Origin of the sequence: Bradyrhizobium sp. (assembly GCF_050014615.1) — a bacterium.
Lineage (GTDB): Bacteria > Pseudomonadota > Alphaproteobacteria > Rhizobiales > Xanthobacteraceae > Bradyrhizobium.
The window spans coordinates 1-16,960 of the sequence record NZ_JBEKCZ010000116.1 but is presented as its reverse complement, the minus strand read 5'-3'; the positions used below and the strand labels follow the sequence as shown (position 1 = coordinate 16,960).

At 61.3% G+C, this 16,960-nt stretch carries 18 protein-coding genes; 9 read left to right on the top strand and 9 right to left on the bottom strand.

Annotated features, from left to right (window positions below; all coding sequences use genetic code 11):
• A partial coding sequence (locus tag ABR948_RS18865; RefSeq protein ID WP_428120635.1) for an amidohydrolase family protein occupies positions 1-740 on the bottom strand: 740 nt, incomplete at its 3' end.
• Between the two features lie 160 nt (positions 741-900).
• Between ABR948_RS18865 and ABR948_RS18860 the strand changes: the two genes are divergently transcribed.
• The gene (locus ABR948_RS18860; RefSeq protein WP_428120633.1) at positions 901-1,563 is read left to right on the top strand and encodes an aspartate/glutamate racemase family protein; all 663 of its coding nucleotides are present in this window, start codon (positions 901-903) and stop codon (positions 1,561-1,563) included.
• On the opposite strand, the gene ABR948_RS18855 is transcribed toward ABR948_RS18860, so the two are convergent.
• Together ABR948_RS18855 and ABR948_RS18850 are read right to left on the bottom strand one after the other, a co-directional pair.
• The gene (locus ABR948_RS18855) at positions 1,560-2,264 is read right to left on the bottom strand and encodes a flavin reductase family protein (protein WP_428120631.1); all 705 of its coding nucleotides are present in this window, start codon (positions 2,262-2,264) and stop codon (positions 1,560-1,562) included. The genes ABR948_RS18860 and ABR948_RS18855 overlap by 4 nt on opposite strands.
• 6 nt (positions 2,265-2,270) lie before the next feature.
• Positions 2,271-3,203: an N-carbamoyl-D-amino-acid hydrolase gene (locus ABR948_RS18850; RefSeq protein WP_428120629.1), complete on the bottom strand. Its 933-nt coding sequence runs from the start codon at positions 3,201-3,203 to the stop codon at positions 2,271-2,273.
• A gap of 506 nt (positions 3,204-3,709) precedes the next feature.
• Between ABR948_RS18850 and ABR948_RS18845 the strand changes: the two genes are divergently transcribed.
• Genes ABR948_RS18845 through ABR948_RS18825 form a run of 5 tightly spaced genes read left to right on the top strand, consistent with a single transcriptional unit; the run spans position 3,710 to position 8,348 of the window.
• Entirely contained in the window at positions 3,710-4,570 is an 861-nt protein-coding gene (locus ABR948_RS18845; RefSeq protein WP_428120627.1) for a branched-chain amino acid ABC transporter permease, read from the top strand.
• On the top strand, positions 4,567-5,580 hold the full coding sequence (locus tag ABR948_RS18840; protein ID WP_428120625.1) for a branched-chain amino acid ABC transporter permease: 1,014 nt from the start codon (positions 4,567-4,569) through the stop codon (positions 5,578-5,580). The genes ABR948_RS18845 and ABR948_RS18840 overlap by 4 nt, the downstream gene beginning before the upstream one ends.
• Entirely contained in the window at positions 5,577-6,356 is a 780-nt protein-coding gene (locus ABR948_RS18835; protein ID WP_428120623.1) for an ABC transporter ATP-binding protein, read from the top strand. Before ABR948_RS18840 ends, ABR948_RS18835 begins: the two co-directional genes overlap by 4 nt.
• Positions 6,349-7,059: an ABC transporter ATP-binding protein gene (locus tag ABR948_RS18830; protein WP_428120621.1), complete on the top strand. Its 711-nt coding sequence runs from the start codon at positions 6,349-6,351 to the stop codon at positions 7,057-7,059. Before ABR948_RS18835 ends, ABR948_RS18830 begins: the two co-directional genes overlap by 8 nt.
• 11 nt (positions 7,060-7,070) lie before the next feature.
• A complete protein-coding gene (locus tag ABR948_RS18825; protein WP_428120619.1) occupies positions 7,071-8,348 on the top strand; it encodes an ABC transporter substrate-binding protein in 1,278 nt (425 codons plus the stop codon).
• Positions 8,349-8,396: 48 nt separating this feature from the next.
• Here the strand turns inward: ABR948_RS18825 and ABR948_RS18820 are convergent, their stop codons facing one another.
• Positions 8,397-9,404 carry a LysR family transcriptional regulator gene (locus tag ABR948_RS18820; RefSeq protein ID WP_428120617.1) on the bottom strand — a complete coding sequence of 336 codons (1,008 nt, stop codon included), beginning with the start codon at positions 9,402-9,404 and terminating at the stop codon, positions 8,397-8,399.
• A 190-nt stretch (positions 9,405-9,594) separates the two neighbouring features.
• Here ABR948_RS18820 and ABR948_RS18815 point away from each other — a divergent pair, with 190 nt between their 5' ends.
• From ABR948_RS18815 to ABR948_RS18805, 3 genes are read left to right on the top strand one after another with little or no spacing between them, the layout of a single operon-like run.
• Positions 9,595-11,310: an FAD-dependent oxidoreductase gene (locus ABR948_RS18815; RefSeq protein WP_428120615.1), complete on the top strand. Its 1,716-nt coding sequence runs from the start codon at positions 9,595-9,597 to the stop codon at positions 11,308-11,310.
• 11 nt (positions 11,311-11,321) lie between these two features.
• Entirely contained in the window at positions 11,322-12,323 is a 1,002-nt protein-coding gene (locus tag ABR948_RS18810; protein ID WP_428120613.1) for a 2Fe-2S iron-sulfur cluster-binding protein, read from the top strand.
• Positions 12,320-13,198: a CoB--CoM heterodisulfide reductase iron-sulfur subunit B family protein gene (locus ABR948_RS18805; RefSeq protein ID WP_428120611.1), complete on the top strand. Its 879-nt coding sequence runs from the start codon at positions 12,320-12,322 to the stop codon at positions 13,196-13,198. Before ABR948_RS18810 ends, ABR948_RS18805 begins: the two co-directional genes overlap by 4 nt.
• A 21-nt stretch (positions 13,199-13,219) precedes the next feature.
• Here ABR948_RS18805 and ABR948_RS18800 read toward each other — a convergent pair whose 3' ends face one another.
• The 5 genes from ABR948_RS18800 to ABR948_RS18780 form a co-directional block, all read right to left on the bottom strand.
• Positions 13,220-13,507: a DUF1330 domain-containing protein gene (locus ABR948_RS18800; protein ID WP_428120609.1), complete on the bottom strand. Its 288-nt coding sequence runs from the start codon at positions 13,505-13,507 to the stop codon at positions 13,220-13,222.
• Positions 13,508-13,582: 75 nt separating this feature from the next.
• Positions 13,583-13,882, bottom strand: a complete 300-nt coding sequence (locus ABR948_RS18795; protein WP_428120607.1) for an HU family DNA-binding protein — start codon at positions 13,880-13,882, stop codon at positions 13,583-13,585.
• A 402-nt stretch (positions 13,883-14,284) separates the two neighbouring features.
• Positions 14,285-15,310: an aromatic ring-hydroxylating dioxygenase subunit alpha gene (locus tag ABR948_RS18790; protein ID WP_428120605.1), complete on the bottom strand. Its 1,026-nt coding sequence runs from the start codon at positions 15,308-15,310 to the stop codon at positions 14,285-14,287.
• Between the two features lie 15 nt (positions 15,311-15,325).
• Complete coding sequence (locus ABR948_RS18785) at positions 15,326-16,687, bottom strand: amidohydrolase family protein (RefSeq protein ID WP_428120603.1); 1,362 nt, start codon at positions 16,685-16,687, stop codon at positions 15,326-15,328.
• Positions 16,684-16,960, bottom strand: a 277-nt coding sequence (locus tag ABR948_RS18780; RefSeq protein WP_428120601.1) for an ABC transporter permease, incomplete at its 5' end; no start/stop codon positions are given. The genes ABR948_RS18780 and ABR948_RS18785, both read right to left, overlap by 4 nt.

Here is a 16,960-nt window from a genome sequence, read left to right as displayed (position 1 = left end):
GCCGTCGAGACGTGAAAGATCATGATCGGCTGATCGACCAGCGCCGCCATGCCGATCAGGCGGCTGATGGCGTCGGCTTCGGAAAACCTGGCATGGCTGATGGCGTGATATTTCGGGTGGGTATAGCCGCGCGCGAGTAACCGCTTCACCATCCAGGCGATGATGCCGTGGTTCTCGGCATGGGCGCACAGCATGGCGCCGGATTCGCGCGCCGCGACCAGAATATCGAGCAAGGGTTCGTCATCGATCTTCAGCAGGTCGTAGGTCATGAAGATCTTGATCGAGCCGTGGCCCTGCTTGATCAGCGCCGGGATGTCGTGCGCCAGCGTCTCCTTGGTTGGATCGGCGATGATCATGTGGAAGGCGTAGTCGATCACGGCGCCCTTTTTGGCGAGCGCATGATAGTCCGCCAACACCTGAGGCAGCGCCATGCCGACATGCTGAGCGGCGAACGGAATCACCGTGGTGGTGCCGCCGAAAGCCGCCGCGGTGGTGGCGCTTTCGAATGTATCGGCGTTGACGACGCCCGCGGCCGAGAGTTGCTCGATATGGGCATGGCTGTCGACGCCGCCGGGCAGTACCAGTTTGCCGCGCGCATCGATCTCGCGTCGGCCGGCCGGCAGGCTGCGGCCGATGGCAGCGACGGTCTCGCCGGCGATGGCGACATCGGCGTCGAATACATCGCTGGCGGTCGCGACGCGTCCGCCGCGAATCACGATGTCGTAGGCGGGTTCGGTCATGACGTACTCCGGAGCGTTAGGCCGCCGCCCGGCTGGGAGAGCCGGCGGCTGGAAATGGGGCTAGCGAGAAATCGCTGGACGGCGCAGACCTCGCGTTCGAAACTGTGTGAACCCTGATATTTGCCATGATAGTTGCAAGGAAGTGACCAAGGAAGTGAACATGTCCCGCCCGCGCATCCTCGTCATCAATCCCAATTCCAACACCGTCGTGACCAGGGGACTGGAAGAGGCCCTGAAGCCGCTTGATTTTGCCGACGGACCGGAGATCGTCTGCGCGACGCTGGCCGAGGGACCTTACGGGATCGAGAGCCAGGCCGATGCCGACAGCGTCGCGATGCCGCTGCGCCGGCTGATCGAGAGCGATAACAGCGCTGCCGCCTTCGTGATCGCCTGTTACAGCGATCCGGGCCTGCATGTCTGCCGCGAGGGTACCGACCGGCCGGTGTTCGGCATCGCCGAATGCGGCGTGCTGACGGCGATGACCCGCGCCGAGACCTTCGGCGTCATCGCCATCGCCCAACGCTCGATCCGCCGGCATATCCGCTATCTGCGCCAGATGGGGCTGATGGACCGGCTCGCCGGCGAGCGCCCGATCAATATGAGCGTGGCGGAAACCGCGTCGGGCCCGGGAACGCTGGCGAAGATGATCGAGGTCGGACGCGCCCTGAAGGACGAGGATGGCGCCGGCGCCATCGTGATGGGCTGTGCCGGCATGGCGCGCATGCGCAAGCCGCTGGAAGATGCGCTCGGCATTCCCGTCATCGATCCGACCCAGGCCGCCGCGACCATGGCTTTGGGCGCGGTGCAGTTTTCGCGTCACTAGCTATCCCCGGACGGTTTACCGTCTCCGGACGGTTTGTCCGTTCCATCGCCGGCGCGATTCTCGTCGCCGGTACGCAGGCGCGCGCTCCATTGCGAATAGCTCTCGCGGTCCATCGCGAACGGCTCGCGCTGATAGGAGTAGAGATTGCCGAACAGGCGGCCGATCGGCCGGTACGCGGCGAAATCGACATACATATTATTGGTGTCGACCAGACCCGCGCGGGCATGGATGCGCAGGACTTCACCGACCAGGAGTTCGCGGCCGGGCGCAAAGGACAATGCGACGCTGCGCCGGCATTCGAGCGCGAAAGGCGCCGCCGCCAGGCGCGGCACCTTGACATCCACCGACGGCAGGGTCGCCAGTCCAGTGGCAACCACTTCGCTCTCACCGGAGGGGAAATCGACCGCGCAGTCATTCATGGTCGACGCCAGCGCCTCGTCCACCATATGCACTACAAACTCGCCGTCGCGGCGGATGTTGCGCGTGGTGTCCTTTGGGGTGCGGTCGGGTTTGTGCTGCAGCCCGAGCACGATCAGCGGCGGGTCTTCGGAAAAAACATTGAAGAAGCTGAACGGCGCCGCGTTGACGGCGCCGTTGTCGTCGAGTGTCGTCACCAGCGCGATCGGGCGCGGCACCACAACCCCGCACAGCAGCTTATACCGGTCGTGCAAGCTAAGTTCGCGAAGCGGGATTCCGGACATCGCTTCTCACTCTTCCGGCGGCGGGATTGCACCGACCCGGCTGGTAATCAGGCCATAATGCTCGATGCGGCGGTGACGGGCAAAGTCGAAGATGGTCTCCTTGCCGAACACGGTGGCATCGAGATCGCAAGGATGGAACAACAACTCGTCGTCTTCCGTCGAGGCCTCTGCGACAATCTCGCCGTTGGGATCGACGATCAGGCTGCCTCCGATCAGCGGAAAGCCGTCCTCGACGCCAGCCTTGGCGACAGCCACCACCCAGGTCGAATTCTGATAGGCCCCCGACTGCACCGACAGGCGATTATGAAACAGCCGCTTCTCCGGACCTTCCTCGCTTTTCTGGGAATTGACCGCGGGCGTATTGTAGCCGAGCAAAACCATTTCCACGCCTTGCAGGCCCATGACGCGGTAGGTCTCCGGCCAGCGGCGGTCGTTGCAGATCGCCATGCCGAAGATGCCGCCCATCGAGCGCCACACCTCAAAGCCAGTGTCGCCCGGCTCGAAATAGCGCTTCTCGAGATGCTGGAACGCGCGCTCGGTGTCGTATTCCGAATGACCCGGCAGATGGGTCTTGCGATACTTGCCGACGATCTTCGCATTTCTATCGGTGAGAATGCAGGTGTTGAAATGATGCCCGTCCGGCGTGCGCTCGGCATAGCCGAAACTCATCGCCATCTGATACTCCGCGGCGCGCGCGAACAGCGGCATCGTCGCCGCGTTCGGCATGTCATGCTCGAACCAGGTGTCGACCTCGGTCTGATCCTCCATGTACCAGCGCGGAAAAAACGTGGTCAGCGCCAATTCCGGATAGACGATCAGATCAGCTCCCTTCGCCTTGGCCTCGTCCATCAAGGCCAGCATCCGCGGGATGACGATTTGCCGGCTATCCGAGCGCTGGATCGGACCCATTTGAGCAGCGGCGACATTAATGACACGCATGGATGAGCTTTCTGACTGCTTTAATTTCGCGCTGTACTGACCAAAAATAGAGCAATTCGGAAGCACACACACGCCGCCATTCGGGTATCGATCTGACTATTAGAATTCCGATTGATCCGGAGTCAATTCAGTTCGGCAGGCGAATGGCGTTGTCATGGCAGATCTACCCTTGCAAGCAGGTCTACCCTCGCGAGACGTCGCCGAGCGACGGGCTTTCGTGAAATGGTCGGCCCTTGCTGGTGGAGACCGGGCCGGGAACTGGAAAAAGTCATTTGGATTTTCACACCCAGAGGTGTGAAAAAAGCCAATTGCAGAGACGGCAAACAAATGGTCGCTTGATGCAGACTTGACTTCAGCTAAGCTGCCTGGGCTTCAGCCAAGCTGATGACATCTTGCTGATATTACGAAGAGGGGCTCTTGGTGGATTATCGTTGCCGTGCTTCCAGCCGGGGATTTCGCCGGCCGCGAGCGGCTGCTGCTTTTTCCGACCAACCCGGCGCAGCATCGTGATCGACACGCTGCTGCTGCTGTCGCTCAATGGCCTGATCTGGGGCCTGATCATCGCCCTGATCGCTCTTGGTCTGTCGGTCATCTTCGGCCTGCTGGATATCATCAATATCGCGCATGGCGACTTCTTCATGGTCGGAACCGTTCTCGCCTGGTTCTCGCTTCAACTGACCGGCAATTACTGGCTCGGCTTCCTGCTGGTGCCGCTGATCTGCTTCCTGCTGGGTGCGGTGATACAGCGGCTGGTGATCCAGCCGATCCGCGGCAACCCGGCATTGTCGATCGTGGCGACGTTCGGACTCTCGTTGATCCTTCAGGAGGTCGTACGCATGACCTTCGGCGCCACGCCGCGCCGGATCCTGCCGCCGATCCAGGGCACGATATCGCTGTTCGGAATTCAGTACGATGTCTACCGGATCTATGCCGCTGGATTTTCAATCGCCGCGCTGGCGGCGTTTTTCCTGTTCCTGAACTATACCAAATTGGGAACCTGGATGCGCGCCGTGCGGCATGACCGCGAGACCGCAACGGCGATGGGTGTGCCGGCCCGGCTGGTTTACGTTTTGACCTTTGCCGTCGGTTTTGCGCTCGCGGGATTTGGCGGCGTGGTCGCGGCGCCGATCACGACGGTCGATTTCAGGGGCGGCGTCGATCTGCTGCCGGTCTGTTTCATCGCGGTCATTGTCGGGGGTCTCGGCAACCTTCCCGGTACGGCCGCCGCGGCGATATTGCTGTCGCTGCTGGAAGGCATCGTCCAGAGTTTCGCCAATCCAACCCTGGCCCGCATCACCTCCCTGCTGCTGATGAGCGCGGTGTTGTTGTTGCGGCCGCAAGGCCTGTTCAAGGGATTTGCGAAATGAACCGCCGCTCCCTCGTCGAGCGCGGCCTGATCGCGGTCTTCGCCGCGTTCTTGCTGACCGTGCCCTGGACCATCCCCCTCATTCTCAACGCGTTCTGGGTCAGCGTGATCGCCGAAATCCTGATCTGGTCGCTGTTCGCGGCCAGCGCCAACCTTTTGTTCGGCTATGTCGGCCTGCTGTCGTTCGGACAGGCGCTGTTTTTCGGCTTCGGGATGTACGGCGTCGGCATCGGGATTGATCATTTCGGCCTGTCATTCTGGCCGGCCTTTGGACTAGGGATCGCCGCCGCGATGGCGATGGCCTTTGTCTCGGGCATCCTGGCGGTCCGCCTGACCTGGCATTATTTCGCTATTATCACCGTGGTATTTTCGCTGATCTTCTATTTTATCGCGGTTAGCGCGAAGTCGGTCACCGGCGGCGATGACGGAATAAACTTTGCATTGCCGCCGACATTTTCGTTTGGAGCGGTGCAGTTTGGCTTTGCCGACGCCAACTTCCAGTACTTCTTCATTCTGGCCTCGGTCTCGCTCTGCTTCTTCCTGATGCATCTCGTGGTCGGCAGTCCGCTCGGAAAAGCATTTCTGGCGGTGCGGGAAAATGACGTGCGAGCCTCGCTGATCGGATTGAACGTCTATGTAATCCGTCTCATCGCCTTCGTGATGGCGGGCTTCCTGGCCGGTGTCGCCGGTGCCTTGTTCGCGTTCTTCGGCCGATACGCATCGGCGTCCTACATGTTCTACACGTTCTCGGGCGAAGCCGTGGTCTGGGCCATTGTCGGCGGCGCCGGCACTCTGTTTGGGCCCATCGTCGGCGCCAGTCTCTTCATCGTGATCCGGGAGGTCGTGTCGACGCATTGGGAGCACCATTCGCTGATCGTCGGCGTGATGGCGATCCTGGTCGTGATCCTGGCGCCCAAGGGCATCGTCGGACTTTGGCGCGACTGGGTCGACACGCCGCCTCCGACCGGCGCCGAACTGCCGGTGACAACAGAGCTTCGGACCGAGCCATGACGGGGTCGATGCTGAAAATCGAGGGGCTATCGAAACGATTCGGCGGACTGACCGCGGTCGACAATCTCAGCCTCGATTTCGCGGAAGGAAAACTGCACGCGGTGATCGGGCCGAACGGCGCCGGCAAAACCACGCTGTTCAACCTGATCACGGGATTGCTCAAAAGCGACAGCGGCCGCGTGCTGTTCCGGGACCACGACATCACCGGGCTGAAGCCGCACCAGATCAGCCGGCTCGGCATCAAGCGCACCATGCAGATCAAGAGCGTGTTCAACCAGCTCACCGTATCGGAGAATCTCTCGATCACGCGCCAGTCGGCGCAACGCTTTCTGCATCCGCTGCGGCCGGCCTCGCGCGACCGGCAAACCCGCGAACGCGTCGACGAGGTGCTGGAGCAGATGGACATGACACGGCTCGCCGGGCAGATCGCGGGAACGCTGTCCTACGGCGACATCGCGATGCTCGAAATCGGCATGGCGGTCATTTCCGAGCCGCAGCTCCTGCTCTTGGACGAGCCGATCTGCGGCATGAGCCCGGCGGAGACCGAGCGCGCGGTGTCGAAAATCCGCGAACTCGCGCGCAATATCGGCATCATCATCATCGAGCACGATATGGAGGTCGTGTTCGGCATCGCCGACGATATCACCGTGCTGGCACAGGGCGCCCTGCTCACCAGCGGCAGCCCGAAGGAGATCGCCGACAACGAACAGGTACGTGAGGCGTATCTGGGCCGACCCGAGGATGAGAGCTACGTCGATGAGGCACTCCATGCTTAAGCTGCAGGATGTCCACGTCCATATTGGAAAGCTCCACATCCTTCAGGGCGTGACGTTCGATATCAAGCCGGGCGAATCCGCCGCGCTTTTGGGACGCAACGGGGTCGGCAAGACCACGACGCTGCGTGCGATCATGGGCCTCGCGCCCAGAAGCGGCGGAAAGATCGAATTCGACGGGACCGATCTCGCGAGCCTGGCCCCGCACAAGGTCCCTCGCCTTGGCATCGGCTATGTCCCGCAAGGACGCGGCATTTTCCCGAACCTGTCGGTGCTCGAGAACCTGTGCATCGGGACGCAAGGCAAGCGCGACACCGAGCGCGAGGACTACGTGTTCGATTGCTTTCCCAGATTGAAAGAACGGTTGAAGCAGTCCGGCAACACGCTGTCGGGCGGCGAGCAGCAGATGCTGGCGATCGCCCGCTGCCTGATGATGCGGCCCAAGCTCATTATCCTCGATGAGCCGACCGAAGGGATCATGCCGCTGCTGGTGTCGCAGATCCGGCGGGAAATCCACCGCATCAACCAGAGCGGCGTTTCGATCCTGCTGGTCGAGCAGAATGTCGAAACCGCCCTGAAACTCTGCCCGCGGGTATTTCTGATGGAAAAGGGCGTGGTCGTCTACTCCGGAACTTCGCGCGAATTGCAGACCGATACGCAGATCGTGCACCGTTACCTTGGCTTGTCCCGGAAACCCGCTGCCTGAGGAGAGACATCATGGCAAAGAAATTATCCCGACGAAGTTTCCTGGAATGCGCGCTGGCGGGAGGTGCTGCGGCCGGCACCGCGAACCTGACCATCATGAAAGATGCTTATGCGCAGGCGTCCGGACCGATCGTGATCGGCCACCATTGCGACCTGACCGGGATCATCTCCTCCTGGGGCGTGTGGCATGACAAGGTCGCCAAGGCCGCCGTCGAGATCATCAACCAGGGCGGCGGTATTGCCGGCCGGAAAGTCGAGCTGTCGACGGAAGATACCGAGTCCAATCCCGCCAGCGGCGCGCGCAAATTGAGAAACCTGATCCAGCGAGCCAATGCGGAATTCGTGATCGGCTCGGTTCATTCCGGCGTGATGCTGTCGGCGTTGCCGATCGCCACCGAATTGAAGACGATCTACTTTTCGATCGGCGAGGCGACCGAGGTGACCGGTGCAAAAGGCACGCGTTACTCGTTCCGGACCGGGACCGACACCTATTCGATCGCGGCGGCCAGCATGCCCTGGGGTGTCGAGAACCTCGGCAAGAACTGGTCGATCGTCTACGCGGATTACGCCTTCGGCCAAAGCACCAACCAGGAATCGAAGGCGTTCATCGAGAAGGCAGGCGGCAAGGTGCTGACCAGCATCGCGGTGCCGCTCGACACCAAGGATTTCGTTCCCTATCTGTCGCAGGTGCCTGCGGGTACCGACGTGATCCTGCCGGCCTTCATCGGCGCGCTTTCGATCGCGTTCTACACCCAGGCCAAGAACATGGGGCTCGACAAGAACATGAAGATGTTCTCGTCCTCGGCGAGCATCGAAGCGATCGCGCCCGACGACATCCAGGGCGCCGCGGAGGGGATCTATTTTTTCGAGAATTTCCCGCGCATGCTCGCCGCCAAGAACGACGAGTATCACAAGGAATTCAACAAGCAGCTGAAGATCGACGACGTCAACGCCCGCGAGATCGGCGGCAGCGCCGTGATGGACAAGAGCCATTGCTGGCAGTGCTGGGAGGATATCTTTGCCTTGAAGCAGGCCATCGAGCTTTCGGGTTACAAGACCCGCAAGGATGTCGAAGGCGTGATCCAGGCTCTGGAGGGCATGGAGATGAAGAACTCGATCGGGCATCCCCAAGGCGACAAGCTGATCCGCAAGGAAGATCACGTCGGCATCATCGATTGCTACATCAGCCGGGTTGAGGGCGGAAAGCTCGAAATGAAGAAACGGCTGCCGAAGGAAGAACTGCTCAAGAACATGCCGGTTCGCTTCGACCTGTCGAAGCTGCCGGCATGACGGCAGGCTTCATGGCAGCAGGCTTCATGATAGCAGACTTGCGGCGCCTTAGGCCGTTTCAGTCGGGTCAAATTCCGTCAGCGTATACGCGCTGAGGGATCTGGCTTCGGACGATTTCGCCTCGCCGAGCAGGAACTTGCTGTCGGCCGCGAAGATACGCGCAATCGCCTTTGCCGTCTGTTTGATGGTCTTGAGGAGGTGCTGGTCGAGCCCGACCGACATCCACACCGGTCGCAGGATACGGATATTTTCCGGCATGATGCGAAACAACGCAGGACTTTCGTCGCCGACGAAAGCCGGAAGCACCACAAGTCCGGTGCCGGCCACCGCCGCGCTTCGCTGGGCAATCACGCTGTTGCTGCAGAACGCCACGTTGGCATCCGGCAGGATCTCTTCGAGCCATCGCACCGAGTCGATCGAGATCATCTCGGGGATGTAGCCCACATAGCGATGCGCACCGAGTTCGTCCCTCGATCCGGGCAGGCCATGCCGGGCGCGGTAGCGCTCGGAGCCGTACAGAAAGATCGCGATTTCGCCGATCTGTTCGCTGACGAGGCCCGCGATCCCCGGATCGAAGAAGCTGAGAAAGATATCCGTCTCCTTTTTCAGGAGATCAACGATGTGAGGATTGCTGAACAATTCGATCCGCAGCGTCGGATCTCCAAGCGTGATCTCTTCGACCCGGCGGGCCAAATAGCCGCTGGAAAGGCCTTCCATAGTAGCAACGCGCACGGTTCGTGTCCGGGTTTCAGCGCTGAGCCCGATCGCCTCGTGCATGGCGGCCGCATGCACTTCCATCATCTGGATATGCTTGATCAACTCCTCGGTTTCCGGACGCGCCCGTATGCCGCGGCTGGAGCGGTCGAACAGCCTGCGCTCAAGCACGAGTTCGACATGTGCAACGCGGCGGGTCACAGTCGAATGGTCGACCTTCAGGATTTTCGCGGCTCCATAGATGCTTCCCTGGCGCGCCACTTCAAGCACGATCCGCAGATCGTCCCATGCAGGTCTCGCCGGTTCCACCATCCGTATGCCCTTGTCTTGCCTGGGCGCCATCAACTCCGACAGCGGCAAAGGCGAACTCGTCTCCGCGATGCCCCAGAACAGCACCTGCCTGTGCAAAAACCCCTAATGCCCACTATACGTCGCCATACTAGGGTGCCGCAAGGTTTCGCGGCGCACCGCGCCCGGCCCTTGAAAACCCCTGAAGTAACCGGCTCTATTCCGTAAACAGGATGACTGAGAGATGCGTGTCCTGACCACGGATGTCGTGATCGTCGGCGGCGGCGCCGCCGGTTGTTACGCCGCGCTTGAATTGTCGAAGAAGAAAATCGGCTCGATCATCGTCTGCAAGGGCCTGGTCGGTAAAAGCGGCGCGTCGATCTTTGCGGGAAATCTCGTGCTGGGCGGCGGACTGCTCGGCAATACGCCGGAGCAGGCGCGCAATACCGCTGAATATCTGGTCAAATATCATAACCAGTTTCTGATCGATCAGAACTGGGCACGACGATGCGGTCAGTGGATCGAACAGGTCTACTACCCCGAACTGGAAGAGGCCGGGCTGTATTTCCGGCGCGATGATCAGGGCAACGTCGTCACCAGCCCCGGAAAAGTGCGCAGCATCGCCGCCAACGTCCAGGGAAATTCCGGCGTTCCGTTCATGGACCTTCGCCGCAAGCAGGTGATGAAGGCCGGCATCCAGAAAATCGAGGAGACCGTCGTCACCAGTCTTCTCAGGCGTCCCGACGGCAGCGTGTGCGGCGTGTTCGCGATCGACGCCATGACCGGTGAACATATCGCCCTGCTCGGCCGCGCCGTGATTCTGGCGACGGGTTATGCGGACCGGCTGCACACAAGGTCTACCGGTACCCGCGAAATGTCCGGCGATGGCCTGGCGATGGCGTGGCGGGCCGGTGCGACGCTGGTCAATCTGGAGATGCAGTGGTGGCACACCAATGACGTCGCGCATCCGCCGAGCTGGCAGCGGATGCAGATCTACCCCAACCCCGTGCTCGGCTCGGAAGGCTCCGCGCGGATGGTGAATTCCGAGGGAGCGGAATTCTTCAACCAGCAAATCGATGATCCCCTGGCTTTTGGGCCCTACACCGTGCAGCTCAAGGCGCTGGTGAAACAGGTCCGCGCCGGCAAGGCGCGATATGACGGCGGTTATTTCGCCGGCTTCGACAACATGAACCCTGGGGAAGTCGACGCCTACACGACCTACGGCAAACCGTTCAACCAGCTCGGCATCGATCCCGGCAAGCGGCTATTGGAAACCGCGGTCTCGGCGCATTACCGGCAAGGCGGCGTGCTGGTCGACAACGTGACGATGCGCTCCTCGGTCGCCGGACTCTACGTCGCGGGCGGTCTCGGCGGGCACAGCAACGGCCTCATTGCGCTGGCGACCTTCGACGGCAAGACCGCGGCCGAGGGTATCCTGGCCGACTGGACAAAGCTCAAGCCTGGCGAGCTTCCGGAAGATGAAGTCGCGGCCGAGCAAAACAGGGTCGAGGCATTGCTGGCCATGACGGGACCCGGCCCCTCCCCCGGAGACATCAAGCAAAAGATCCGCGGTATCATGTGGGAAAAAGTCGGGGTCGAAAAAAGCGCTGCGAGCCTGACGGGGGCGCTGGAGGATCTCGGCCGCATCCGGACCTCGATGCTGCCGACCATGAGCGTGCGGAGCCGAACCCGAACCGCGAATTACGAATGGCAGGATGCGATCGACGTTCACAACATGATCGATTCCGCCGAGCTCATCATTCACTCGTCGATCGAACGCCGGGAAAGCCGCGGTCCCTTCATGCGCCTGGATTATCCGGAGACCGACAATGATTCCTGGCTGGCCGCCAATATCATGATCAAGACCGACAACGGCTTCCGCTTCGAGCGGTCTCCTTACGAGACGCCATTTTTTGAGCCCGGCTTCTCCCGGCGCGACAACCTTTCGGTTGCCTGGTGATGGGCGCCGGCGTGGACGCCAGAAGCATCGGCAAGGTCGAGAATTTCGACAGCCTCACCGCCCGCAATCAGCGGCTGGCGGCCGGCGACCCGATTCGTCTGCGCATCCGCAGGTCCGGCGGCGATCTCGGTGAGCAAATTCGTTTCGACAGTTTTGAAATTCCCTACCAGACCTCGATGCGCGTGCTCGATGCCTTGATCTATGTCGCCGAGCACTTTGCCCCCGATCTCGCCTATCGCTGGTTCTGCGGCTCGAAGATGTGCGGCACCTGCGCTGTCCGGATGAACGGCCGGGAAGTGCTGGCCTGCTGGGAGAGCGTCGAACCCGAGATGACGCTCGAGCCACTCCGGAACCTGCCGGTGGTGCGCGATCTCGTGGTCGACCGCGCTCCCTACGAGGCGCGAGTGGCAGCGTTCGAGCCCTGGCTGGTCAGAAATCAGGAATACGCTGGTTTTCCCGAACCGCTGACCCACAAAGAGATGAAGGACGCCTCGAAGGCACTGGACTGTATCAGCTGCATGGCGTGCTTCTCGGCCTGTCCCGTGATCGGCCTCGGCAGCCTGACCGATTTCGCGGGACCAGCCCCGCTGGTTCAGCTCGCCCAGACCGCGCTCGACGCCCGCAACGATCCAAACAAAGTCGCGGGCGCGCTTGAGCATGCCGGAATCTTCAACTGCGTCTCCTGCTACAAATGCGAGGAAGTCTGCCCGGCGAAGATCCCGATTGTGTCGCAGGTCATCGAGCCCTTGAAGGCGAAGACGGCGGCGTTGCGGCCGGCCCTGGCAAAGCATTCGCTGACATTCAGGGCGATCATCGCGGCGCGGGGGCGGATCGATCCGACCGAGCTGGTGCTGCGGGTACAGGGCCTGAAAGCCGTCCTGCACGTGGCGCGCGCCATCAAGTTGTTGATCGCCGGCAAGATCAATCCGCTCAGAACGCTATTCAAGAAAAGAAACGGAGCGGCGACAGCCGCGCGCCGCGTGCTCCGCAACGAGGATATCGGACAATCATGAAATTCGCCTATTACCCCGGCTGTTCCGCCAAAAGCTCCTGTGCCGAGCTGAATGAGGCGATGCGCAATGTCGCCCCAAAACTCGATCTGCAGCTGTCGGAAATCGAGTCGGCGACCTGCACCGGTGCGCGCGAGATCAGGGCCATCGATCCCATCGGCTTCCTGGCGCTGAATGTCAGGATCCTCGCTCTGGCGGAGCGCGACGCGCTGCCGCTGATGACGATCTGCAATACCTGCACGCTGAATCTGATCGACGCCAATGCCCGGTTCCTGGAAGACCGGGACATCGCGCGCGAAGTCAATGACCGCTTGGCGCCGGAAGGCCTCAAATATGGCGGCACCACGCGGGTGACGCACTTCCTGTGGGTGTTGTTTGAAGACCTCGGAATGGAGCGGCTTCGCACCCTGATCGTGAACCCGCTCAACGGCTTTTCGGTCGCGGCATTTTACGGCTGCCACATCACGCGCCCGCCCGGAAAATACGGCTTCATCGATTCCCGCAACAACCGCTCGCTCGAACAGCTCTCCGAACTCTTGGGCTGCAAGCCGATCGATTATTCCGGCCGCACCGAATGCTGCGGCTTTCATACCGCGGCGCATGACGAGCGGATCGCGATCAAACTGACGGGGCAGCATATCGAGTCGGCCAAAACCAACGGCGCGCAGGCGCTGGTGACGCCCTGCCCGCTATGCCACACCGTGCTCGACAGTTTCCAGAAGGAGATGGAGGCCGATATCGGCAAGAGGCTGGACATGCCGGTCCTGCACTTGCCGCAACTCGTCGGCCTCGCTTTGGGGATGTCCCGCGCGCAATTGCGCCTCGACAAACATCTGGTCTCCACGGCCTCGATCAGACCGCACGAAGCGCGGATCTAACGGCTGGCTGTCGCGGCGAGCTTACACGCCGTCCAGCATGATCATCACGTCGGTCGCGGCACTTTGGCGCAACGCGATCAGCGGCTGGTATTCCGGCGCGGCGTACCAGCTTCGGATCGAAGCTTTATCGGGAAATTCGACAATCACCACCCGATTGGGTTGCCAGTCGCCCTCGAGAACCTCGTGGCTGCCGCGCCTGGTGAGATAGCGCCCACCGAAGCGCTCGATCATCGGCATGACCAAGGCGAGGTATTCTTCGAACACCTCGGGGTTGGTGATCTTGTGTTCGCCGATGTAGTAGGCGGGCATACACACCTCCGGAACAACCGCTTGCGATCCAGCCCCCTGAAAAGCAAAAAGGCCCCCGAAGGGGCCCTTTAAAACTTAAACCGCGTCTTTGGCTGCCTTGACCGGCCGCGCCCTGACGATCTTTCGAGCCGGCTTGGCCTTGAACATCATCGGCTCGCCGTTGAAGGGATTCGTTCCGGCACGCGCCTTGGTGGCGGGCTTCTTGATGACGACGAATTTGGCAAATCCGGGAACCAGGAAGACACCGGTTTTCTTCAGCTCCTTATAGCCGATGGTCGCCAGCGTCTCGAGTACGCCCTTCACGTCCTTCTTTGCTATTTCGTTCTCCGCAGAGATCTTCTCGATCAGCTGCGATTTCGTCATCTGTACTGCCATGTTGTGTCCTCTGGTGTTGATTCGATCCACGCACACTATTTGGAATCAAGCTGCCAGCCTAGGATTCAGAGCCACGGAGGCCCAAAAGTCCTTATTTCATGCACAGATACGAATCGGACCTCGTTCAAAGCCCGGCCGCCATAAACCGAAATTTGCGACGCGACAGCGGACGCCACATTCGTCACCCGAAGACGCGATCGCTCCCAGGAACAGCCAAGGCCGACGATCCGATCTTCCATATTTATGGTTTAATTTCAATGCCTTAGACGTTAATTCGCGCTCCGAGGGGCGGCTCGCGGCTGTCCTTGTATCCTGGTGCGTGGATGAATACGGCCAACAACGCCGCTGCAACATTACGGGCGAAACGCCCGAATCGCTGCGTATCAAGCGGTTGGCGCTCGCTCAGGCGATTTCATGCCGGGGTTTTTCTTCTTCATTATGGTCGTGAAGCAGATCGAGCAGGCGCTTGCGCATCAGCATGCCCGGCCGGTCCGACGGCATGTGCTTTTCGATCTTCCGGCCCATATCCACGATCGCATCGGGGTCGGTCGATTCCAGCATATCCCGGTCTTCGGCGATGATGGCGGCGTCCCAGTCGATCAGTTCCTGGGTGGAGCAATCCGCTTCGGTATCGTTGCGAAACAGGATTTGAACGACCTGGATCTGACCGTCGGATATCGGGGTGGCGCAGTTGAAAATGATGTGCCGGATGCCGGAGGGATATTCCATGTCGAGCCGCCGGCAAAACGGCATGAACCACTTGTTGCGCTGATGCCGCTTCGTGGTGGGATCGGTGGTTCCGGTGATCCTGGCCGCGTTGGGCGGATTGCGGATGGTGATGATGGTTTCGGCGTCGAAGCCATAGTCGGTCTCGACGATCTCGTACTTCTCGGGCTTGGGCTGGTTGATATCGCCGAAGGTCCCCTTGTGCACAAAGGCGAAGTGCGCGTTGTCGAACGAGTTTTCCATCAGCCGAAGCGCTGCGGTATTCCACTTGTCGTAGAACTGGTGAATCCGGCGGTAGCCGGGCGTGTGATCCTCGGGAACGTCGGGAATATCGCTGAGCGGTTCATCGAGCGCGACCCAGACATAGCCATAGCGGGTCTTGGCGCGAAACGAGCGCGCCTTGGCTTCCGGAATCGGCTGCTCGAACGGAAATTGCGGAATCATCACCAGCTTGCCGTCGCGGTCGTATTCCCAGCCGTGATAGCCGCAGACGATGTTGCCGTCCTTGCACCAGCCCTTGGAGAGCTTCGCGGTCCGATGACAACAACGATCCTCCAGCGCGGCCGGTTCGCCCTTGCCGTCCAGAAACAGCACTATGGGTTCACCGAGCAGCGTGAACGGCCGCGGCCCATCCTTGAGGTGATCGATTGGCATGATGGCGTACCAGAAGCGGCGAAGCACGGGTTGTTTGGTGTTGAGCATGATGGTCTCCGCTGTTCAGGCAGCCAGCCGCGCGACAACGCGGACCGCGTCGGATCTGAGCTTTTGAATATCGAGGCCCGGGATGACATTATTTTCCACAACGATGCGGCCGCCGATCAAGAGATAGCGCACATTGGCGGAGCCGCCACAGGTGACCGGGGCGATCAAGGGATCATGCATGCCGAAATGGCGGGGCTGATCGAGATCAAAGATCGCGATGTCGGCCTGTTGTCCGGGCGCCAGGGTTCCGATCTGCGGCAGGCCCAGCACGCGGGCGCCGCCCGCCGTCGCCCAATGCACGACGTCTTCGGCGGTCACCGCATCGGCGCCCTTGACGGCCCGATGGGTATGCCAGGCGCTATGCATCTCGCTGATCATGTCGGCGGCTTCGTTGGATGCCGCGCCGTCCACGCCAAGCGACACGGCGCCGCCGAGCCGGGCCATCGCATCGGCAGGCGCGACGCCGGAGCCGAGCCGGCAATTGGATTGCGGACAATGCGCCATGCCGGTGCCGGTGCTCGCCAGCATCTGGATCTCGTTGGGATCGAGATGAACCAGATGCGCAAACCACACATCCGGCCCCAGCCAGTCGTGGTCGGCGAGCCACTCGACCGGCCGCTTGCCATGCACCGACAGGCAGAAATCGACATATTCCGAGCTTTCCGAAAGATGACTGTGCAGCCGCAGCTTCATCCGCCGCGCGGCCGCGATCGCTTCCTTCAATTCACCGGAATCGATCGACCAGGTCGGCGTGGTCGGCGCCAGCACCACCTGGGAAAGGCTGCCGGGCGAGGTGTCGTGAAAGCGCTGCGCGCAGGCTTCGACGGATTTGAGCATGTGGTCGAGCGTCTCGACCGGCATCGGAACCAACTCGTCGGTATCGAAGTGACGTCCCTTGGTGGCGCCGCCGCGACAGAATACCAGACGGATGCCAAGGCTGCGCGCGACCTCGAAGATCACCTGCGCCGGATCGAACCTGAACGTGTCGCTGAAGAGATAGTGGTGATCGGCGATCGTCGATGTGCCCGACAGCAACATCTCGGCCAGTCCGATCCGTGCGGCGACGGCCAGCGCCTCCTCGTCGACCTTCGACCAGAACGTATAGGGCACCGAGCGCAGCCAGCCGGCCAGCGGAAGATTGATGCCGGACTTCACCCCCTTCATGACACTCTGGAACAGGTGATGATGGGTCGATATCAGGCCGGGATAGATCACGCAGCCGCGGGCATCCAGCCGGCGCTCATTCGGCTCGGCGTTGAGCGCGCCGATTTCGACAATCACGCCATCGCGAATCCGGATGGATCCGCTGGTGCGCATCGCGGCACCCGCGCGCCCGGTGAAAATCCCGGTGGCGTTCTCGATCAGCAACGCGGTCACGTCTCCGCTCCTATCTCGCTTTCGTGCCAGTCCGACAATGCGAGCCTGGACAGCACGACCATCGCCCCGAACAATCCTATTCCGGCCAGCGTGATCAGGAACAACGCTGCGAACATGCGGGGAATATCGAGCGTGAATCCGGCGTCCAGAATCTCATAGGCGAGGCCAGATGAACGGCCGCCGGTGCCGGCGACGAACTCCGCCACCACGGCGCCGATCAGCGCAAGCCCGCTTGAAATCCGCAGTCCCCCGAAAAAGTACGGCAGCGCCCCG